This is a genomic window from Aeromonas aquatilis (assembly GCF_054052405.1).
This window is the reverse complement of record NZ_JBSTYP010000002.1, coordinates 44,231-64,782: the sequence shown is the minus strand read 5'-3', so window position 1 is coordinate 64,782 and position 20,552 is coordinate 44,231. Positions and strand designations below refer to the sequence as shown.

The window sequence follows — 20,552 nt, the reverse complement described above, 5'->3', positions numbered from 1 at the left end:
GGAGTCACCATGAAGAAGATTGAAGCCATCATCAAACCGTTCAAGCTGGACGATGTGCGCGAGGCCCTGGCCGAGATCGGCATCAACGGCATGACCGTATCCGAAGTCAAAGGCTTCGGCCGCCAAAAGGGCCATACCGAGCTCTATCGCGGCGCCGAATATATGGTCGACTTCCTGCCGAAAGTGAAGGTGGAGCTGGTGGTGCAGGACGAGGATCTCGATGCCTGTCTGGAAGCGATCCAGAACACCGCCCGCACCGGCAAGATTGGTGATGGCAAGATCTTCGTCTGCGAGGTGGAGCGTGTAATTCGTATCCGTACCGGCGAAGAGAACGAAGACGCGATCTGACCTTGGCTATCTCTTTACCTGACCAGCGGCGTGAAGTGTGGCCTCATTTGATGGGGTGGCTGCGTTTGGTGGTGGTCGCCAGCCTGTTGGCGGGCCTGACTGCTTGCAGTACCCGTCCACCGGCCCAGCCGGAGAATCTGTGCCAGATCTTTCGCGAGAAGCCTGACTGGCACAAGGCCGCGCTCAAGATGAACGAGAAGTGGGGGACGCCGATCCATGTGGTGATGGCCATGATGTATCAGGAGTCCTCTTACGTACATGATGCTCAGCCGCCGATGCAGTATTTCCTCTTCATCCCGACCGGGCGGGCCAGTTCGGCTTATGGTTATGCTCAGGTCAAAGATGAAACCTGGGCGGATTACCAGCGGGAAACCGGCAACAGCTGGAGTGACCGCGATGATTTTGCCGACGCCATCGATTTTATGGGTTGGTACACTAACAAAGCCCAGCGGCTCAATGGCACCTCCAAGTGGGATGCCTATGGTCAGTACCTCAACTATCACGAAGGGTGGGGTGGCTACCGGCGTGGCAGCTATCGCAGCAAGGGGTGGTTGATGAAGACCTCGCGCAAGGTGGAAGCTCGCGCCCAGCGCTACGGCGCCCAGTACCGTCAATGCAAGGATCAGCTCTCCCGTGGGGGCTGGTTCTGGTAACCAAATCAGGAGTCAGAAATGCCGTTATTGGACAGTTTTACCGTTGACCACACCCGTATGGAAGCGCCAGCGGTGCGTGTGGCCAAGACCATGCAGACCCCGAACAAAGACACCATTACCGTGTTCGACCTGCGTTTCTGCGTACCGAATCAGGAGATCCTCTCCGAGCGCGGTATCCATACGCTGGAGCACCTGTTCGCCGGTTTTATGCGTGATCACCTGAACGGCAATGGCGTGGAGATCATCGATATCTCCCCCATGGGTTGCCGTACCGGTTTCTACATGAGCCTGATCGGCGCGCCAGACGAAGCCCGTGTTGGCGCAGCCTGGCAGGCGGCCATGAGCGATGTGCTGACCGTGCAGGATCAGGCCAAGATCCCCGAGCTGAACGAGTATCAGTGCGGCACCTACAGCATGCACTCGCTGGAAGAGGCGCACGCCATCGCCCGTCATGTGCTGGAGCGTGGTATCGGCGTCAACCACAACGACGAGCTGGCCCTGCCGGAAGAGAAACTGAAGAGTTTGTGAGGCTGATGAGCTGTCGCTCATCGGATAATCTCTTTGGGGAATGTTAAAAGAGCCGGTCAGCCATGCTGACCGGCTCTTTTTTATTCCGCCCGATCGCTGTGATTAGGATGACTTGCTCCCCTTGCCGACACTGATTAGGATGGTTTTTGACCTGAACCTGTTGGCGGAGGTGTGACGATGAAAGGGGTATTGCTGCGTTGGCTGGCCCGTTATGACGCGTGGTGCGAGGAGTGGGGGCTCACTCAGGAGAACCGGCGCTGCTGCACGCCGGTTCGTTATGATGATGATTCAAGCAAAGAGCGAGCTTGCGCAGAAGAGGCTGAACTCAATCAAAATTGCGGGTCACGGCGCCGGTAACGCTGTTGTACTCAAAGCCGAGGCCGTTTTCATACTCTGAGCCAGTCTGGAAGCGGCCCATCGAGTCGCGCAGGATATAGCGGCAGTTGTGATGTTCCAGTCCTCCAGCCTCAGTTTGATGGTCTGCACGAATAATCTCAGACTTATAACTGGAAGTGCTGTCCTTCTCGAAGGCAGTTTGGTCTGTATCAAGTATTGCCGCGAAGAGGAGCTCGCAGTCCTCTGGGCTGTTAACTGATATTTCGTCGCTACCACCACCTGTCGAGGGCTCATCGACTCCTTGACCACCTTCCTCAGTCCCCACCGGCCAACCATAATGGTTGATATCCAGATCTTTATTGCCCATCCCACTGAAGTTATACAGTGCGAGGTCTTGTCCCTGCACTTTCACCGCCCAGCCAGCATGAGCCAGCTGTACCGCACTGGCAAAGCTGCCAGCGGTCGCCGAGACCGTGCTTTTCAGGGCATCATCCTTGATATTGATAAAGCGGGGCAGGGCGGTGACGGCCAGGATCCCCAGCACTATGATCACTAGCACCAGTTCAATCAGGGTAAAGCCGTTGTTTTTGTTGTTCATCATGTTCAATGACCCATTAAATACCGCAAACAGGTGTGAGTGATATGCAGTTGATAGATACCCATTGCCATCTCGACTTTCCGGACTTCGACCAGGACAGGGAGGCGTTGCTGGCCCGTTGCAGGGCATTAGGGGTAACCGAGTATATCATTCCTGCCATTGCAGAGGATAACTGGACTCGTGTGATGGCGTTGGCAGATCAGTATGATGGCCTTTTTTATGGTCTGGGCATTCATCCCTGGTATGCCGGTGAGCAGCGGGAGGGGGTGATGGATCGACTGAGAACGCTGGTGATGAGCCAGCCTGCCGGGCTGGTTGCCATTGGCGAGTGCGGGCTGGATCTGCGCTCTCACGTGCCGCAACAGGGGCAGCTTGCGCTGTTTGAAGCCCAGATCCGGCTGGCAACTGATGCCGGGTTACCCCTGATGATCCACTCGGTGCGCGCCAATGACACGGTGGCCAAGCTGTTGCGCCGCTTCAAGCCGCCACGTGGCGGGGTGATCCACGCCTTCAGCGGCTCGTTGCAGCAGGCGGAGGCATTCTGGCAACTGGGTTTCCGGCTCGGGGTGGGCGGGGTGATCAGTTTTGAGCGGGCGAACAAGACGCGAGAGGTATTTCGGGTCATGCCGCTTGAGGCCCTGGTGCTGGAAACCGACTCGCCCGATATGCCGCTGCAAGGTGTACAAGCAACAAGAAATACCCCGGAAGCACTGCCGAAAATAGCGGAAATATTGATGACGTTGCGTGGGGAATCGTCTGCTGATGTTGCCAAGGTGTTATTTAAAACTGCCCATAATATTTTCCATCACAATCAATTATTACGAAACAAATCGGCAACACATGATTAAGTTATCAGGAAAAAAAACGAGCGTAAAAATCGTTTGCTGTCTAATTTTGTGACACTTGGACATTTTGATAACGATAAAATGTGACCAGCATTCTATTTTATCGGACTTTAATTAGTATAATGCGCTCCCCTTGATTAGTTGGGTTTGGTAACAACTCGCTAACAAGATAGGTGCTACTAGAGGAAGATAATAATGAATTTGTTCATGGGTCTGGTAGGGATGGCGACGCTCGTCCTTATCGCGGTGCTGTTCTCCAGCAATCGCAAGGCAATCAACGTGCGTACCGTTGTCGGTGCGTTCGCAATTCAAGCCGGTCTGGGGGCGTTTGTTCTCTATGTTCCGGTTGGTCGCGATATCCTGGTTGGCGTGTCCGACGCGGTATCCAGCGTGATCAGCTACGGCCAGAACGGGATCGAATTCCTGTTTGGTGGTCTGGTCAGCAACAAGATGTTTGAAGTGTTCGGTGGCGGCGGCTTTATCTTTGCCTTCCGTGTTCTGCCGGTCATCATCTTCTTCTCTTCCCTGATTGCCGTGCTCTACTACCTGGGCATCATGCAGGTTGTCATCAAGTTGCTGGGCGGTGGCCTGCAGAAAGTACTGGGTACTTCCCGCACCGAATCCCTGTCAGCCACAGCCAACATCTTCGTAGGCCAGACTGAAGCGCCGCTGGTGGTTCGTCCCTACATCTCCAAGATGACTGACTCCGAGCTGTTCGCCGTCATGTGTGGTGGTCTGGCTTCCGTTGCCGGTTCCGTACTGGCCGGTTACGCCTCCATGGGCGTCAAGATGGAGTACCTGATTGCTGCCTCCTTCATGGCTGCTCCGGGTGGTCTGCTGTTCGCCAAGCTGCTGGTTCCCGAGACCGAGACCCCGAACTACGACGAAAGCTCTGCCGATGCCGAGCTGGACGACAAGCCTGCCAACGTCATTGACGCTGCTGCTGCTGGCGCCTCTGCCGGTATGCAACTGGCCTTGAACGTAGGCGCCATGCTGCTGGCCTTCATCGGTCTGATTGCCATGATCAACGGCATCTTCTCCGGTGTGGGTGGCTGGTTCGGTTATCCGCAACTCTCTCTGGAACTGCTGCTGGGCTGGATCTTCTCCCCGCTGGCCTTCCTGATCGGTGTGCCCTGGAGCGAAGCGGTCGTTGCCGGTTCCTTCATCGGTCAGAAGCTGGTAGTGAACGAGTTCGTGGCTTACCTGAACTTCGCTCCGTACCTGAAAGACGAAGTGCTGATCAACGGTGTGGCCATGTCCGATCACACCAAGGCGATCATCTCCTTCGCGCTGTGTGGTTTTGCCAACCTCTCCTCTGTTGCCATCCTGCTGGGTGGTCTGGGGTCCATGGCGCCGAACCGCCGCGGTACCATTGCACGCTTTGGTCTGAAAGCCGTACTGGCTGGCTCTCTGTCCAACCTGATGTCTGCCACTATCGCAGGCTTCTTCCTGGCACTGTCCGGCATGTAATCGCCGCCTGACTGACAGGGTATAAACACGAACGCCACGGCATCTGCCGTGGCGTTCGCGTATGGAGCGGTGACAACCGTTTTCCTATCTAAACTAATAATAAAATGAGTCAAATCGGAGGTTATATGAATGAAGTGCTACTGGCGATGGTGGCCGGCTTTATAGTTGGTTTGTTGTTTTCTTTCCTCAAATTGCCGATCCCTGCGCCTCCCGTTTTGTCCGGGGTAATGGGGATCGTCGGGGTCTATCTGGGGGGATTGGCCTACTCTTGGATCCTGACTCGCTTCTTTTCGTAAGGTTTTTTTAGACATGGATTTGCCAGATGTGAGGTACCTCTGAAATTGGCAAATCCGGCTTGCAAACAGGGGGTATCTCGGCTGAAATAGGCATTGCCAGCAGGGTGCTGGCAATGACTAATACTCGATGAAATCGGGTGTTGGCGGTCAAATGGAATTGATTGGGAAGTCGGGTCAGATGTTGTCGGCCTTTCTCAAGTCTTCATGGAACCAAGTCCGCACTTTTGTAAGAAAGTGACAGGGCTCTTGCCTTATTTACAGTCGCAGTGCCTGCAGGGTGCTTTGAATAGCATCCGGATAGTGGCGGTGCCTTCGCACTGTAATTCCATTCCCGTATAGCTGGGGATTACTGCCTGTGCATCCATCACTGGATGGTCTGGTGGTGCCCGGTTATCTGGATTAAATCGAGACTTTGGAGAACAGAATGACTGATCTGAAAGTGGCCGCTCAGCGCGCCCTGAATCTGATGGACCTGACCACCCTGAACGATGACGACACCGATCAGAAGGTGATCGACCTGTGCCGCAAGGCCAAGTCACCGGCTGGCCTGACTGCCGCCGTCTGCATCTATCCCCGTTTTATCCCTATCGCTCGCAAGACTCTGCGTGAGATCGGCGCTGCCGACGTGCGCATTGCGACCGTGACCAACTTCCCTCACGGCAACGACGACATCGAGATCGCCGTGGCCGAAACCCGTGCCGCTGTCGCCTACGGTGCCGACGAAGTGGACGTGGTATTCCCGTACCGTGCCTTCATGGCGGGCAATGAACAGATCGGTTTTGATCTGGTCAAAGCTTGTAAGGAAGCCTGTGGCGCCAACGTGCTGCTGAAAGTGATCATCGAGACCGGTGAACTGAAAGAAGAGGCGCTGATCCGTCGCGCTTCCGAAATCTGTATCGATGCCGGTGCCGACTTCATCAAGACCTCCACTGGCAAGGTGCCGGTCAATGCGACCCCGGAAGCGGCGCGCATCATGATGGAAGTGATCAAGGCCAAGAATCCGAAAGTCGGCTTCAAGCCTGCCGGTGGCGTGAAAGACGCAGCCGTTGCTGGTCAGTACCTGGCCATGGCTGAAGAGATCCTCGGCAATGGCTGGGTCTCCGCTCGCACTTTCCGTTTTGGCGCCTCCAGCCTGCTGGCCAGCCTGCTGGCTACCCTGGGACATGGCGACAAGCCAGCCAACACCAGCGGTTACTAATTCCAATAAGTTGATGAGAGGGCGGGCATTCCCCGCCCTGTTAAGCCCCCACCATGCGGTGTGCGGGCAAGGAACCAGGCTTGTTTGACGCCAGCGATGGCGGAGGGAATGAAAGATGTTTTTGCCTCAAGAAATTATTCGCAAGAAGCGCAACGGTGAAGCGCTCAGTACCCAAGAGATTCAATTCTTCGTTCAGGGCATTACCAACAACACCATCGGTGAGGCGCAGATCGCAGCGCTGGCGATGGCGGTCTACTTCAAAGACATGACCATGGATGAGCGGGTTGCCCTGACCTGCGCCATGCGTGACTCCGGCATGGTATTGACCTGGGATCACCTCAATCTGGGTGGCCCGATTGTCGACAAACACTCCACCGGCGGTGTGGGTGATGTGGTCTCCCTGATGCTTGGCCCGATGGTCGCCGCCTGCGGTGGCTTTGTGCCGATGATCTCCGGCCGTGGTCTTGGCCACACTGGCGGTACTCTGGACAAGCTGGATGCCATTCCCGGCTATCAGACGTCGGTCGACAACGATCGTTTCCTGAAAGTGGTGAAAGAGGTGGGTGTCGCCATCATCGGTCAGACCGGCGATCTCGCCCCGGCCGACAAGCGTATCTATGCGGTACGTGACATCACTGCCACCGTCGAATCTGTCGCCATGATCACCGGCTCCATCCTCTCCAAGAAGCTCGCCTCCGGGTTGGAAGCATTGGTGATGGACGTGAAAGTGGGCTCCGGCGCCTTTATGCCGACCTTTGAGGCCTCCGTAGACCTGGCCAAGAGCATTGTGGCCGTGGCCAACGGTGCCGGCTGCCGTACCTCTGTCCTGCTGACCGACATGAACCAGGTGCTGGCCTCCAGCGCCGGTAATGCGGTGGAAGTACGGGAAGCGGTGCGCTACCTGACCGGTGAATACCGCAACCCGCGCATCCACGCTGTGACCATGGCGCTGGCTTGCGAGATGCTGATCTCCGCCGGTCTTGCCAGCGATGAGCGTGATGCCCGCGCCAAGCTGCAGGCGGTACTGGACAACGGCAAGGCTGCCGAGATCTTCGGTCGTATGGTGACTGGCCTCGGTGGTCCGTCCGACTTCATGGAACGTTATGATCACTACCTGCCGAAGGCTGCCATCGTGCGCCCGGTCTTCGCGGCCAATAGCGGTTTTGTGACCGCCATGAATACCCGTGAAGTGGGCTTGGCCGTGGTCGCCATGGGTGGCGGTCGCCGCGCTGCCGGTGACAAACTTGATTATGCGGTTGGTCTGACCGACTTTATCCGCCTGGGTCAGAGCGTCGATGCTGACAAGCCGATCGCGATGATCCACGCTCAGACCGAAGAGCAATATGCACAGGCTGCCAGCATGGTGCAGGCGGCGGTCCAGATTGGTGGCGAGCGGCCCGAGGCACTGCCTGAAGTGTACCGCCGTATCACCCTGGCTGATTTGTAACAAGGGGAAGACCCATGAAACGTACCTTTATTCTGATGATGGACTCTTTCGGTATTGGCGCTGCTGCCGACGCCGAGCAGTTCGGGGATGTGGGAGCCAACACCCTTGGCCATATCGCCAAGGCGTGTGCGGCAGGTGAGATTGAAGGCCGTGGTGCCCTCAATCTGCCTAACCTCAACAAGCTGGGTCTGGGCCATGCCGGTGAGCTTGCCTCCGGCACCTTCCCGGAAGGGCTGAAGAAAAATATCGAGGTGGTCGGTGCCTACGGTTTCGCGCAGGAGCTCTCCTCCGGCAAGGACACCCCGTCCGGTCACTGGGAGATCGCCGGTGTGCCCGTGCTGTTCGAGTGGGGCTATTTCAAGGATCACCACAACAGCTTCCCGCAGGAGCTGCTGGACGCCATCGTCGAGAAGGCCGGTCTGTCGGGTTACCTCGGCAACTGCCACGCTTCCGGTACTCAGGTGCTGGACGATCTGGGCGAAGAGCACATGAAGACCGGCAAGCCGATCCTATACACCTCTGCCGACTCGGTGTTTCAGATTGCCTGCCACGAAGAGACCTACGGCCTCGAGAAGCTCTATGAGCTGTGCCACATCGTGCGCGAGCTGCTGGAGCCCTACAACATCGGCCGCGTTATCGCGCGTCCGTTCGTGGGCACTGGCAAGGGTAACTTCAAGCGTACCGGCAACCGTCACGACTACTCCGTGCTGCCGCCGGCGCCGACCGTGCTGGACTACATGAAGAACGCGGGTGGTCAGGTGGTCTCCATCGGCAAGATCGCCGACATCTATGCCGAGCAGGGCATCACCAAGAAGGTGAAGGGCACCGGCCTGACCGAGCTGTGGGATCGCACGCTGGAAGAGGTGAAAGCGGCCGGTGACAACACCATCGTCTTCACCAACTTCGTCGACTTCGACTCCTCCTTCGGTCACCGTCGCGACGTGAAGGGCTACGCCGATGCGCTGGAGTATTTCGACTCCCGTCTGCCGGAGCTGTTCGACCTGCTGCAGGATGGCGACGTGGTGGTGCTGACCGCCGACCACGGCTGTGACCCGACCTGGGGTGGCACCGACCACACCCGCGAATACATTCCGGTGCTATTCTACGGCAAGCCGGTCAAGGCCGGTTCCGTCGGTCGTCGCGAGACCTTCGCCGATATTGGCCAGAGCATCGCGGCGTACCACGGTCTGCCCAAACTGGCATACGGTACCAGCTTCCTGTAATTTACCCGCCCGCCGCTCCGGTGGCGGGCAATTTTAATAAAGACAATAAAACTCAACCCAAGTGTGAAGGAATCAAGAGAATGGCAACTCCTCATATCAATGCGAAAGATGGCGCCTTTGCTGATACCGTGCTGATGCCGGGCGACCCCCTGCGCGCCAAGTACATCGCTGAAACTTTCCTGGAGAACGTCGAGCAGATCTGCGACGTGCGCAACATGTTCGGCTTTACCGGTACCTACAAGGGCCGTCGTATCTCCGTCATGGGTCACGGCATGGGTATCCCCTCCTGCTCCATCTACGCAAAAGAGCTGATCACCGATTACGGTGTGAAGACCCTGATCCGCGTCGGTTCCTGCGGTGCCGTGCGTGAAGACGTGAAACTGCGTGACGTGGTGATCGGTATGGGTGCCTGCACCGATTCCAAAGTAAACCGTCTGCGCTTCAAGGATCACGACTTCGCCGCCATCGCCGACTTCGAACTGGTTGCCAATGCTGTTCAGGCTGCCAAGAACAAGGGCACTCCGGTGCGCGTTGGTAACATCTTCTCCGCCGACCTGTTCTACACCCCGGACCCCTCCATGTTCGACGTCATGGAAAAGTACGGCATCCTGGGTGTCGAGATGGAAGCAGCCGGTATCTACGGCGTGGCCGCAGAGTACGGTGCCAAGGCTCTGACCATCTGCACCGTCTCCGACCATATCCGTACCGGCGAGCAGACCACTGCCGAAGAGCGTCAGCTGACCTTCAACGACATGATCGAGATCGCGCTGGACTCCGTTCTGCTGGGCGACAAGTAATCCCCTTGCGAATAAGAAACGGCGGCCTTCTGGCCGCCGTTTTTGTATCTGCTCTCTGGTTGCGCCATCAGTTTTCCGGAGGTGGCGCGGGGGGCGTACTCTTTTTCTTGTGTTTGCGCACCCGCATGTAGTTACGGCGCACGCCGTAGGAGATGAGCAGCCCGGCCAGCAGGGCGACCAGCAGCATCAGGCGCTGTTTCTCTTGCACCACCTTGAGCCGGGTGTCCTTGTCTGCCAGCATCTGCTGCTCTTCCAGGGTGATGCGCAGGAAACCGATGGTCTGCTCGCCATCGCGGATCTCTTGCACGAACTGGATCCGCCCCTTGCCCTGCGCCGGCAGTGACTTGTTATCGCTGCCGATGGGCAGCAGGCTCTCCAGCGGCACCGCCTGCTCCGACTGGGCGAGTGGAATGCCACGCCCGTCGTAGAGGGTGGCATCGAGGATCTCCGGCTCGGCTGCCAGATCCCGCGCCAGCCGCTCCAGCTCGCTGCTCTTCTCCTCCTTGATCCAGCGTTTCATGTCGCGGGCGGCATAGGCGACCAGCGCCTGTGCCCGGTTGCGCGCTTCGCTGTGCAGCGAGGCCTGGCTTTCACCCTGCATATGAATGAGCACACCGAGCACCCAGCATCCGAGCAGGATACCGGCACCCAGGCTGAGAACACGTTTGATGGGAAGATGACGCTGCAAGCGTGAGACCTCATGGTGACAAGGAGTGGCGGGATCTTGGCGCTTGCCTGTACAAAAAGCAATACGCTACTCTGGGCCAGCACTGTTAACCCCCTGATCACCAAGGAAGGCGTATCCCTTATGTTGTTGTCCCGGCTCCCCCCTCTGTTATCCGACTGGCCTGCGTTGTTGTCCGGCTCACCCTGTTGGCAGCTCAGCGCAGATGCGTTGCAGCCGACAGAGACCCCGCAGACGAGCGGCTGGTTGGTGCTGTTTGGCAAGGGGCTGGGCGCAGCCCATCTGGCGCGTCTGTCGCCACTGTTGGCTGCGCAGGAGTTGGCGGCCACCCTCTATCCTCCCACCGAGGTGGCAGGCGTGCCGTTGCTGCTGCTTGGCTGCGATCGCTTCTCTTCCGAGTTGGTTGCCGAGCTCAAGAGCGGTGAGTGGGAGATCGATCTCTGCCATCTGCCTGCGCTACCGACCCTGAACGAGCCCGGCCTGCTGGTGATGGACATGGATTCCACCGCGATCCGCATCGAGTGTATCGACGAGATTGCCCGGCTTGCCGGGGTTGGCGAGCAGGTGGCGGCAGTGACGGCCGCAGCCATGCAGGGCAAGCTGGAGTTTTCCGACAGCCTGCGCAATCGGGTGGCCCTGCTGGCAGGCGCGCCGGTCACCATTCTCGACGAGGTGGCGGCATGGATGCCCTGGATGCCGGGCTTGCAGCTGATGGTCGATACCCTCAAACAGGCGGGGTGGCGTGTTGCCATCGCTTCCGGCGGTTTTACCCGTTTTGCTGGCCAGTTGCAGCGCGAGTTGGGGCTCGATGCCATCTTCGCCAACGAGCTGGCAGTGGAAGGGGGGCAGCTGACCGGCAAGGTGAGCGGGCGCATCGTCGATGCCAGCGTCAAGGCCGAGGTGTTGCAGCAGCTTGCTCAGGAGTACGGCATTGCTGCCGCCCAGACCGTGGCCATCGGCGATGGTGCCAACGATCTCAAGATGATGGGGGTCGCTGGCCTTGGCATCGCCATTCACGCCAAACCGCTGGTGCGGGAGCAGGCGGCGGCCACCCTCAATCATCACGATCTGGAGGGGGTGATCTGCCTGCTGGTGGCGCGGGCCTGCAGCGAGCAACGCTGGGACAAGCGCTAACAGTGTTTCAAGGAGGAAACCAATAAAAATGGAATTGTTGCAGCAGTCTCTGTTTATCCCCTGTGGCGCCCATCAATTGCATGTTCGCCACATCAAACCCCGGGTCGCGGTGCATGGCGAGCCGATCCTGATGGTGCACGGCGCCATCGAGAACGGGCGGATTTTCTATACCGAATCGGGCAAGGGGCTGGCCTGCTTTCTGGCCCGTCACGGCTATCAGGTCTATGTGGCTGATTTGCGGGGGCGGGGGCTCAGCACTCCTGCCATCGCCGAGCAGGCGGAGCACGGTCAGCATGAGCTGATCACCGAGGATCTGCCCGCCCTGCAGCGCTGGATTGCCGAGCGCCATCATGGCTTCAAGGTGCACTGGGTGGCCCACTCCTGGGGCGGTGTCATCATGGCCTCGACCCTGGTGCGCTTTCCCGAGCTGGCGGATCAGGTGGCCAGCCTGCTGTTTTTTGGCACCAAGCGCGGCGTGTCGGTGCACAATCCCGAGCGTTGGCTGAAGGTGGATCTGATCTGGAATCGGCTGGCTCCCTGGCTGGCTCGCCGCCGTGGTTTTCTGGCGGCTCGCACTCTGAAGATCGGTGCTGACGACGAGCCGCTGCGCTATCTGCAGGAGACCATCCCCTGGGTCAAGTGCGGCCCCTGGCAGGATCCTCACGACGGTTTTGCCTATGACGAGGCGGCGGCACGGGTCAACTGGCCACCGCTCTGGATGATTTCGGCCAAAGCGGACAAGGTGCTGGGTCACACGACCGATGTGCGCCGTTTCAGCGACGAGATGGGGTCGGTAACTCGTCACACCCGATTGGGGCGGGACAACGGCAACCGCCTCGATTATGACCACATCAATATGCTGACCGCCCCGCAGGCCCAGGAGGATCACTTTCCCCAGATCCTCGACTGGCTGCTCAACCCGCAGGCGGTATGACAAAAAACAGGGCGCCTCGAGCGCCCTGTTTCATTTTTGTCTGTTTCCGGATCATCAGTTCAGCGGCGGCGTGATGCCAAAGCGGAACAGGGTGGCCTGGGTGGTATCGGTCAGTTCGCCCACCCCCACCACGCTCCACAGTTCCTCTTCCAGCTTGCGTGCCTTGTGGATGGCGAACTTGGCGATGTAGTCCAGCTCGTTGGCGATGAAGTTGGTGTCGGGGCGTCCGGTACGGGATATACCGACCAGCACCGAGTAGAACTCCCCCTGTTGCTGCGCCAGCTCGATGAACTGACGCTTCTCTTTGACGTTGGCAAAGCTGCTGGCCAGCCGGCTGCTGAAGATGGGCAGGCCTGCCTTGGTCTGGATGCTGGCGATATAGACCTCGTCTTCTTTCGGTTTGTCCTCCCGCTCGATGGCGCGCAGCGGGTTCATCAGCAGCTCCTTGAGCAGCTCCCCCTGAAACAGCGGATAGAGGTTCTCCTGCTCCGGCAGCTCGGCACAGGCTTGCAGCAGCCGCTGCAGACTGCGTGGTTGCAGGGATTTGCCGATGGAGGCCGGTTTGGGCGCACCCTTCAGCTTGTTGACGTAGACCGGCGAGTTGAACAGGTGGTGAGTGTAGATGTTGCGCAGGGCCCGCGCCAGCCCGCGATAGCGGCGCTGCTCCTGCGCCGCCTTGAGCTTGTTCTGGTTGCTCTCGATCAGCAGACTGAAGAACTGGCGGCCGGTATGGCGATCCGAATCCCCTTCGATGCAGAGGTGCAGTACGGTGCGGGTCATGTTGAGGCTGACCAGTCGGTAGGAGAGGCGCTGCAGATCCATGCTCTTGGAGAGCTCCTGCAAGCGGGGTAGGGCGATGGTCACCACATCGTTCTTCTCGCCGATAAAGGCATCTTCCAGCTCGATTTGCAGGCCGTGAGTCGAGATGTCGCGGGTCCAGCCGATCCAGGATTTACCGTTGTGATGGATGGCGACCGCCGTCTTGTGGATGTAGCGCGACTCCTTGCGCAACTGAACATAGTGCAGGGTCTCGATCTCGAACGGGGCAACCCCCTGCTCGTGACCAAAGCGTTGCAGCTCGTTGGCGTTGTTGCTGACCCCTTCCTGATGGAACTCTTCCCGCTGTGACTCCAGGCCGATCTCCTGCAGCAGACCGCAGTAGCCAATCTGTTTGAGTCGCTCGAGCAGCAGGATGTCTTGTAACTGCGGGTTGTCCTGCCCCTGCAGTTGCCCCACATCCGCTTCGACCAGATCGCACGCCTCCAGCGTGAACTTGTAGACACGCCAGCTGGGGCGGCGTGAGCCTACCTGGAAGAAGAGGGCGGTGAGGCCACTCTGGCGCAGCTCCTCGGCGGTGGCGGAGAAGAAGTAAATGTGGCTGCGTACCGTGTGGGTAAAGCAGTAGATGATGGTCTCGGTGGTGGTGCCGGGGGCCGGGCAGAGCTGTTTCATCCGCTCTGCGCTGAAAAGCCCCGCGAGGGCATCGCGGTTTTTCTCATCGCGCCAATACTCCAGCAGGTGCTGGTTGTTCTCGGTACGCAGGGCAATCTCGAGATTGGGGCTGTCGCCAGTGCCGAAGAAGAGCGGCATGCCGGTCATCCGCGGCAGGTAGAACTGCTCATACCCTTTGATAATGGCGGCGGAGAGCAGATAGTCGACGCTGACCCGATAGCGGATCTTGTTGGCATCGATAAAGTCGCTGAGGAAGGCATCGAAGGCGGGCTGTTCGCCGGAGCGCACCAGCCGCAGCCAATATTTTCCCTCTTTGCTCTCTTCGCCGAGGATCTGGTAGCCGACCGGCTGGTGCAGTATCGGATTGGGGGTTTCCCGCTCCAGTCCGGTAAAGAAGACCTCTACCTGGGCGCCGGTGTGATAATTCGGCAGATAGGGCACCGAGACCCGCATGCCACCCAGCGAGAGATCGGAACTCTTGGCGAACAGCTTCTCTCCATCCTGAAACTTGATCAGCACCGGCGAGCTGAAGTGCATCCGCTCCTGACGGCGGCCGTAGTAGCTGGCAAAGGCGATGGTGTTGACGTCATATTGCCTGAAAGGGCTGGCCGGCGGGGTGAGGTGTCCGTCGACGCGAGCGTGGTGCTGCTGTTTTTGCCACTGTTGCAGCGCCTCGTAGACGCCGAGGGTATAGATATCGCGGTAGAGATAGCACTGGGACTGGAACAGGCCAATTGCATCGGCGGGCATGAAATGGGTGATACCGTCGAATTCGTGCACCAGGCACTCATCCCCCAGCTCATCGCGCATGTCGATGACCCTGCGGCAGGGGGAGCACTTGCGTTTGAGCTCCATCTTGATCAGAAAACGGCTGTTGCTGTTTTCCTCCTGGGTCATGCGGTTGAAGATCTCCTCGAAATCTTTCTCCCGCAGCAAGGGGACGAGTTGTTCAATCAGATGTTGCTGATGTTCTGAATCCATGTGTTCCTGCCACGGAAAGTCACTTTTCCGATTCTGGGTTTGATCTGTCGGTCGCAAACAAGTATATCAAGCAGGAATTCATCGTGTCCCCGAGTTATCAATGGCCAAAAATAAAACTGCTTATGTTTGTTCCGAATGTGGTGCCGACTTCACACGCTGGCAAGGTCAATGCAGCGAGTGCAAGGAGTGGAATACCATCACCGAGGTGCGTCTCGGGTCGGTAAGCCCCGTTGGCAAGAGTGCCCGATACACCGGTTATGCCGGCGCGGTCGGCAGTCAGGTACAGACATTGGCAGAGATCGCCACCACCGAAATCCCCCGTTTTACCTCAGGTTTTAAGGAGCTGGATCGGGTGCTTGGCGGTGGTGTGGTGCCCGGTTCAGCGATTCTGATCGGCGGCAACCCGGGGGCGGGCAAGTCGACCCTGCTGCTACAGACCATGTGTGGTCTGGCTGAGCGGATGAAGACCCTCTATGTCACGGGTGAGGAGTCGCTGCAGCAAGTCGCGATGCGGGCCAACCGCCTTGGGCTGCCCACCGACAAGCTGCGGATGCTCTCCGAGACCAGCGTCGAGCAGATCTGCCTGATTGCCCAGCAGGAGCAGCCGCAGATCATGGTGATCGACTCCATTCAGGTGATGCATGTGGCGGATGTGCAATCGTCCCCCGGTTCAGTCTCACAGGTGCGCGAAGCGGCGGCGCTGTTGACCCGCTACGCCAAGCAGAATCATGTAGCCATCTTTATGGTGGGTCATGTGACCAAGGATGGCAGTCTGGCGGGCCCCAAGGTGCTGGAGCACTGCATCGACTGCTCTGTGCTGCTTGATGGTGGCCATGACTCCCGTTTTCGGACTCTGCGCTCCCACAAGAACCGCTTCGGCGCGGTCAACGAATTGGGTGTCTTCGCCATGACCGAGCAGGGGATGCGCGAGGTGAGCAATCCCTCCGCCATCTTCCTCAGTCGGGGTCAGGAGCAGGCGCCCGGCTCCATCGTCATGGTGATCTGGGAGGGCACCCGGCCGCTGCTGGTGGAGTTGCAGGCGCTGGTGGACTACTCCCAGCTATCCAACCCGCGTCGGGTGGCGGTGGGGATGGATCACAACCGGCTCGCCATGTTGCTGGCGGTGCTGCACCGTCACGGTGGCTTGCAGATGGCGGATCAGGATGTCTTCATCAACGTGGTCGGTGGGGTCAAGGTCGAGGAGACCAGTGCGGATCTGGCGCTGCTGCTGGCGATGGTCTCCAGCTTCCGGGATCAGGCGCTGCCCAAGGATCTGGTGGTGTTCGGCGAAGTGGGTCTTTCCGGTGAAATTCGCCCGGTGCCGTCCGGCCAGGAGCGTTTGCAGGAGGCGGCCAAGCATGGTTTCCGTCGCGCCATCGTGCCGCATGCCAATGCCCCCAAGCACCCCATCGAAGGGATGGAAGTGGTGCCGGTCAAGAAGCTGTCCGAGGCACTCGAGGCGCTGTAATCCCCAGCATTGCAATCGATACAACCGCACAACGGAAAAAGAGCGCCTCGGCGCTCTTTTTTATGGGCTGGAACTTGCCATCAGGGCTGACTATGTTCCAGATGCTCGCTCAGCAGTTGCTCCAGCTCGCGGTGGAGCAGTTCTTCGTCGCCGACGTTGAGCTCGATCATCCGCTTGAGGTGAGTGGCGCTGTCGATGTCGATGTGGTGGCAGTAGAAGCCCAGCTTCTTGCTGGCTTCGTGGGTCAGCTCGACCTGCATTTTGATCTCGATATCGCTACCGCTCAGGATAAAGCTGAGTTGGTACTCCTTGTTGTCACGGCTCACCCAGTCGTCGGGGCGGATCAGCAGGGCTCCCTGCAAGGAGACGTCGACAAGCTGGGTCTGCCACTTATGTTCCCCCTGGGTGAGTTCTGCCATGGTCAAGTAGAGGATCCGTGCAAAACGGCGGCGCTCAGACATGCTCATCTCCTGTATGCAATAAGTGTGGACGCTAGGGTCATTGCTCTGAGTGTAATCCACCTTGGTTGCCAGTATCTTGAACTTGCTCCGAAAATGGCGATCAGGCTTGCTGTGTCGTCAAGGATTCCACCACATGGAGCGCCTTGACTAGGCGGTCTTCCTGTTTGAACCGCTCTTCCAGAACCGGACCCAACTCGTTGAGATCATCATCCAGTAGCAGCAATTGGGCCTCGTCGGCATCACTGTATTTGTCGTTGAACTCGAGGGCGAATTCAGTGCTGTTACGAATATGGGGATAGATGCGCTTGGCCAGCTCCAGTGTTTCGCCGCTGGCTTGCTCGAAGGCGGTGACGACGTGGTGGTAGATCTCGAAATGGCCTGCACTGACATAGTCGACCAGCCGGTCGCAAAACTGATGCAGCTCTTCTGTTTTGGGCAGGCTGCGTTGCTTGGTCCGCGCCGGAGTGAGGCCTGCCAGCTGCATGTATCCGACCAGCAACGCTTGCCTTGCATCCAGCCAGTCGTCGATAGCCTTATGCTTGCCTGCCAGCGCCTGCTTGGTCTGTTCCAGTTTCGTCAACATAATCCCTATCCCTCCGTGGGGCAAAGGCTGGCCGATTGTTCGGTATTCCGAGCCGTTTGAGCAGTGACACAACCTATAACTAGGGAAAATCTGGGCAAGCGTCAATAGCCATGGGGGGATAATGTTAAGTGGCGAAGAAATAGTCAGCGGATTGTGTCTGCGTGCTAACAGGTTTCAGGCCTGCTCACGGTTTTTCGCGTGTGGAATGTGACTATTTCCGCAGATCTTGATGAAAACCCCAGCGTTTGACGCGTTCGGCTCGATAAAGGCTTTGCCTGTGCGTTTTTTTTTGCATAGAGTGACCCAGCGCTAAATGCCCGATCATAAAGGAAATGTTATGAACAAAGCTCAACTTGTCGATGCGATTGCCGCCAAAGCAGATCTGAGCAAAGCTCAGGCCAAAGTGGCTCTGGAAGAGATCATCAATGGTATTACCCAGAGCTTGAAAGAAGGCGATGCTGTGCAACTGGTCGGTTTTGGCACCTTCAAGGTCACCCACCGCGCAGGCCGCACCGGTCGTAACCCGCAAACTGGTAAAGAGATCCAGATTGCTGCTGCCAACGTGCCTTCATTCGTGGCTGGCAAGGCTCTGAAAGACGCCGTCAAGTAAGTCCGAAAGTCTGTTTTGTCCAATGCCAGTCAGCTCGCTGACTGGCATTGTTTTTATGGAATTCTCTCATCCTTCCTAGTTAGTCCTTCCTGACTTTTCCTGCCTTTTTGGTTTCTTCTGTCAGCCTCGTTGCGGCTGAGGCCTTATGCCGTTTGCGGGTTGGATGGCAGCGGCCAGATCCGCTCATAGGCCCAGGTAAAGACCATGATGTAGACGAGGTAGAAGGCGACGAAGCCGAGATCCAGCATCAGGGCGTCCCACACTCCCAAATCGAGCCAGAACATGACGCAGGGGAGGGAGAGCATCATAAAGCTCGCCTCATAGCCAAACGCGTGCAGGAAGCGGTCCAGTGGGCGCTTGTTGGTGCGCCCGCACAGTTTGAGTAACCCCTTGTCGAACAACAGGTTCCAGCCGTAGGTCCAGGCTGTGGCGACAATGGAGAAGAAGATGGCCAGCGAACCGACCTCGGCGACGCCCTGACCGAACAGCTGGCTGATCAGCGGTGCGACCAGTGCCAGCCCGATGCCTTCGTAGAGAACCAGATAACGAAGTCGATCCGGGGTGGTGCGTAGTTGGGTACTACTCATGGGTGATGTGCCTCCTGTGGGAGGCGCATTCTAATCAGGGAGTGGTTAAAAGAGAAGCGATGAGATCGCTTCCCCTTGTCATGGCGGCGGTACTTCAGGCTGTCTGTCCTTTCAGCCAGCTGTTGGCGACCTGATCGAGCGGTTCTCCCAGACGACTGACCCGGTAGTCGAGCTGCTCAATGGTTGCGTTGTCAAATCTCAGGCTATCGAGGTGGCTGACATCTTCACTGGCCAGCAGATGAAGGCGATCGCTGCGCGCCAACAATACCGCCCTATCTACCCCGCCGAGCAGCCCTTTTGGCTCCTTCAGTTCACGGATCCGATAGGTCGCGTGCAAGAACTGGGGGCGCCACAGGGGAACAACCGCCCAACGCTCTTCTGCTACGGCCCGTTCATATGCTGCGAGGCTCTCATCTTGAGTCCCGTTCAAAAAGCGGTAACCTGCCGCGTCAAGGCCATATTCCGCCATGATCTGGCGAGAGAAACGGCTGATACCTGCGCCCGGACCAATCCCCTGGATCACTGGTGTCATGCGCTTTTTTACTTCGGGGCGCAGTAGATCCGCCACCTCGGCGACCTGGTCGATTGGCACATAGTCCGGCACACCCCAGAGGGCGTAGGGCTGATAGTGCAGCCCCAATTCGCGGGTAGCGACCTGTTGTTCGACCTGTTCTTTGTAGATGCCATGGCTGGACGGCAACCATGCTGATGCCAGCATATCGATCTCTCCGCTGGCCAGCCGGGCAAAGTTCGCTTCATGGGGGGCATAGCTGCGAATGACCCGATAACCGCGCTGCTCGAGGGTGGCGGCGACTAACCCCCCGGTCATGCGGTGAAACGACAGATCGGTAATTCCAAGCCGGATCATGGTGCTGTCTCCATTGTGCGATTGTTGAGTGGTGTTCGATTGTGTCAGTGCCCGTACGGAGAGGGGCAGGTTTGTGGCCGCAAGCGTGGCGATGGCGGCGCCTCCTTTGATGAAATTGCGTCTACTAGTCATATATTTTCCCCTTGGGAGATCTCAGCATTCAGAAACAGCAGCTCAACCATGACGCCGTTGTTATCTCGTAAAAACAGTTGCAGCTCACCCCGCTCCGGGATCCAGCGACTGACAAAAGGGATATCGAGAAGCAACAAGCGGGCCTGTACCTCGTCAGGGCCTTCCGCGCGCAGGGAGATATGGTCGATGCAGCCGCTACCCTGTTCCTCACCTCGCAGACCGAGGTAGCTTGCCAACCCTTCATCGGTGCTGCTGTCCACCAGATGCAGCAGCGGGCGACCATCGGCATAGAGCCAGCGGCCAGCGAAGGGAAAGGGAGGGCGATCTCCCTCTTGCAATCCCATTACCTCGCGATAGAAGGCAACGGTTTGCTCCAGTTCGCGGGTGCGTAGCGTAAAGTGGTCGATGGCTCGTATAGTCATCCTGACTCCTGTTAGCCCCCTCTCGGGGGCGATGGTTATGACTGATGAGGGTCAGCAGGCCAGGGCTGTACGGCGGCTACTGCGTTCCTGACTCAGGATAAACAGCAGTCCCATCAGTGGTACAATGGCAGCAAAGAAGGGTAAGGTAGCCGGGCCGAAGTGGCTGTCGACCACTGCGCCGCCGATGATTCCCCCCAGCGCATTGGCGATGTTGAATGCCGAGATATTGGCTGTGGCAGCCAGCTCGGGTGCCTGCTTGCCATATTTCATGACCCGCATCTGCATGGCTGGCAGGTTGGCAAAGGTGGTTACCCCAAACAGGAATGCCGCTATCAGGAACAACAAGGAGTAGTGTTCTACTGCACCGAGCAACAGCAGTGAGATAATGGTCAGCAGTGGCCATAGCAACAGAGATCGCTTCAGATTACGGTCGGCGCTGTGGCCACCGATATTGTTGCCCAGCACCAGACCCAGACCGACCACTACCAGTACACCA

The 20,552-nt window shown here is 58.2% G+C and carries 24 protein-coding genes; 15 read left to right on the top strand and 9 right to left on the bottom strand.

Annotated features, from left to right (window positions below; translation table 11 throughout):
• The first annotated feature begins 9 nt into the window (after positions 1-9).
• The 4 genes from glnB (at position 10) to ACW5W8_RS01115 (ending at position 1,886) form a co-directional block, all read left to right on the top strand.
• Positions 10-348, top strand: a complete 339-nt coding sequence (gene glnB / locus ACW5W8_RS01130; protein ID WP_005308848.1) for a nitrogen regulatory protein P-II — start codon at positions 10-12, stop codon at positions 346-348.
• A 50-nt stretch (positions 349-398) separates the two neighbouring features.
• On the top strand, positions 399-1,001 hold the full coding sequence (locus ACW5W8_RS01125; protein WP_167570880.1) for a transglycosylase SLT domain-containing protein: 603 nt from the start codon (positions 399-401) through the stop codon (positions 999-1,001).
• 18 nt (positions 1,002-1,019) lie between these two features.
• Complete coding sequence (luxS, locus tag ACW5W8_RS01120; RefSeq protein WP_005340462.1) at positions 1,020-1,529, top strand: S-ribosylhomocysteine lyase; 510 nt, start codon at positions 1,020-1,022, stop codon at positions 1,527-1,529.
• A 177-nt stretch (positions 1,530-1,706) separates the two neighbouring features.
• On the top strand, positions 1,707-1,886 hold the full coding sequence (locus ACW5W8_RS01115) for a DUF5363 family protein (protein ID WP_076494532.1): 180 nt from the start codon (positions 1,707-1,709) through the stop codon (positions 1,884-1,886).
• Here ACW5W8_RS01115 and ACW5W8_RS01110 read toward each other — a convergent pair.
• Positions 1,855-2,466: a type II secretion system protein gene (locus ACW5W8_RS01110; RefSeq protein ID WP_498626032.1), complete on the bottom strand. Its 612-nt coding sequence runs from the start codon at positions 2,464-2,466 to the stop codon at positions 1,855-1,857. The two genes, ACW5W8_RS01115 and ACW5W8_RS01110, sit on opposite strands and share 32 nt — an antisense overlap.
• 41 nt (positions 2,467-2,507) lie before the next feature.
• On the opposite strand from ACW5W8_RS01110, the gene ACW5W8_RS01105 reads away from it, so the two are divergent.
• From ACW5W8_RS01105 to deoD, 7 genes are all read left to right on the top strand, one after another.
• Positions 2,508-3,311: a TatD family hydrolase gene (locus tag ACW5W8_RS01105; RefSeq protein WP_498626031.1), complete on the top strand. Its 804-nt coding sequence runs from the start codon at positions 2,508-2,510 to the stop codon at positions 3,309-3,311.
• A gap of 192 nt (positions 3,312-3,503) precedes the next feature.
• Entirely contained in the window at positions 3,504-4,778 is a 1,275-nt protein-coding gene (locus ACW5W8_RS01100) for a NupC/NupG family nucleoside CNT transporter (RefSeq protein WP_498626030.1), read from the top strand.
• Positions 4,779-4,903: 125 nt separating this feature from the next.
• Positions 4,904-5,074, top strand: coding sequence for a XapX domain-containing protein (locus ACW5W8_RS01095; protein WP_005340467.1), 171 nt, complete (start codon positions 4,904-4,906; stop codon positions 5,072-5,074).
• A 424-nt stretch (positions 5,075-5,498) separates the two neighbouring features.
• Positions 5,499-6,272, top strand: coding sequence for a deoxyribose-phosphate aldolase (gene deoC / locus ACW5W8_RS01090; RefSeq protein ID WP_374867806.1), 774 nt, complete (start codon positions 5,499-5,501; stop codon positions 6,270-6,272).
• A 115-nt stretch (positions 6,273-6,387) separates the two neighbouring features.
• Entirely contained in the window at positions 6,388-7,719 is a 1,332-nt protein-coding gene (gene deoA / locus ACW5W8_RS01085) for a thymidine phosphorylase (protein WP_498626029.1), read from the top strand.
• 14 nt (positions 7,720-7,733) lie between these two features.
• Entirely contained in the window at positions 7,734-8,942 is a 1,209-nt protein-coding gene (locus ACW5W8_RS01080; RefSeq protein WP_498626028.1) for a phosphopentomutase, read from the top strand.
• An 80-nt stretch (positions 8,943-9,022) separates the two neighbouring features.
• On the top strand, positions 9,023-9,739 hold the full coding sequence (gene deoD / locus ACW5W8_RS01075; protein ID WP_498626027.1) for a purine-nucleoside phosphorylase: 717 nt from the start codon (positions 9,023-9,025) through the stop codon (positions 9,737-9,739).
• Between the two features lie 67 nt (positions 9,740-9,806).
• On the opposite strand, the gene ACW5W8_RS01070 is transcribed toward deoD, so the two are convergent.
• Entirely contained in the window at positions 9,807-10,427 is a 621-nt protein-coding gene (locus ACW5W8_RS01070; RefSeq protein ID WP_498626026.1) for an AhpA/YtjB family protein, read from the bottom strand.
• A gap of 120 nt (positions 10,428-10,547) precedes the next feature.
• On the opposite strand from ACW5W8_RS01070, the gene serB reads away from it, so the two are divergent.
• Positions 10,548-11,558: a phosphoserine phosphatase SerB gene (serB, locus tag ACW5W8_RS01065; protein ID WP_498626025.1), complete on the top strand. Its 1,011-nt coding sequence runs from the start codon at positions 10,548-10,550 to the stop codon at positions 11,556-11,558.
• 28 nt (positions 11,559-11,586) lie between these two features.
• A complete protein-coding gene (locus tag ACW5W8_RS01060; RefSeq protein WP_498626024.1) occupies positions 11,587-12,492 on the top strand; it encodes an alpha/beta fold hydrolase in 906 nt (301 codons plus the stop codon).
• Between the two features lie 54 nt (positions 12,493-12,546).
• Here the strand turns inward: ACW5W8_RS01060 and ACW5W8_RS01055 are convergent, their stop codons facing one another.
• Entirely contained in the window at positions 12,547-14,925 is a 2,379-nt protein-coding gene (locus ACW5W8_RS01055; protein WP_498626023.1) for a PilZ domain-containing protein, read from the bottom strand.
• 100 nt (positions 14,926-15,025) lie between these two features.
• Between ACW5W8_RS01055 and radA the strand changes: the two genes are divergently transcribed.
• On the top strand, positions 15,026-16,393 hold the full coding sequence (gene radA / locus ACW5W8_RS01050; protein WP_107683776.1) for a DNA repair protein RadA: 1,368 nt from the start codon (positions 15,026-15,028) through the stop codon (positions 16,391-16,393).
• 80 nt (positions 16,394-16,473) lie between these two features.
• Here radA and ACW5W8_RS01045 read toward each other — a convergent pair whose 3' ends face one another.
• Together ACW5W8_RS01045 and rsd are read right to left on the bottom strand one after the other, a co-directional pair.
• A complete protein-coding gene (locus ACW5W8_RS01045) occupies positions 16,474-16,854 on the bottom strand; it encodes a PilZ domain-containing protein (RefSeq protein ID WP_498626022.1) in 381 nt (126 codons plus the stop codon).
• A 100-nt stretch (positions 16,855-16,954) separates the two neighbouring features.
• On the bottom strand, positions 16,955-17,437 hold the full coding sequence (gene rsd, locus ACW5W8_RS01040; RefSeq protein WP_498626020.1) for a sigma D regulator: 483 nt from the start codon (positions 17,435-17,437) through the stop codon (positions 16,955-16,957).
• 337 nt (positions 17,438-17,774) lie between these two features.
• Here rsd and hupA point away from each other — a divergent pair, with 337 nt between their 5' ends.
• Positions 17,775-18,047, top strand: a complete 273-nt coding sequence (gene hupA / locus ACW5W8_RS01035; protein WP_005340484.1) for a nucleoid-associated protein HU-alpha — start codon at positions 17,775-17,777, stop codon at positions 18,045-18,047.
• Between the two features lie 143 nt (positions 18,048-18,190).
• On the opposite strand, the gene ACW5W8_RS01030 is transcribed toward hupA, so the two are convergent.
• From ACW5W8_RS01030 to ACW5W8_RS01015, 4 genes are all read right to left on the bottom strand, one after another.
• Positions 18,191-18,634 (bottom strand): PACE efflux transporter, encoded by a 444-nt coding sequence (locus tag ACW5W8_RS01030; RefSeq protein WP_005358045.1) that lies wholly within the window; start codon positions 18,632-18,634, stop codon positions 18,191-18,193.
• Positions 18,635-18,728: 94 nt separating this feature from the next.
• The gene (locus ACW5W8_RS01025) at positions 18,729-19,502 is read right to left on the bottom strand and encodes a glycine betaine ABC transporter substrate-binding protein (RefSeq protein WP_498626019.1); all 774 of its coding nucleotides are present in this window, start codon (positions 19,500-19,502) and stop codon (positions 18,729-18,731) included.
• A 128-nt stretch (positions 19,503-19,630) separates the two neighbouring features.
• Positions 19,631-20,056: a VOC family protein gene (locus ACW5W8_RS01020; RefSeq protein ID WP_498626018.1), complete on the bottom strand. Its 426-nt coding sequence runs from the start codon at positions 20,054-20,056 to the stop codon at positions 19,631-19,633.
• A gap of 51 nt (positions 20,057-20,107) precedes the next feature.
• Positions 20,108-20,539, bottom strand: a complete 432-nt coding sequence (locus ACW5W8_RS01015; RefSeq protein ID WP_498626017.1) for a hypothetical protein — start codon at positions 20,537-20,539, stop codon at positions 20,108-20,110.
• Between the last annotated feature and the right edge of the window lie 13 nt (positions 20,540-20,552).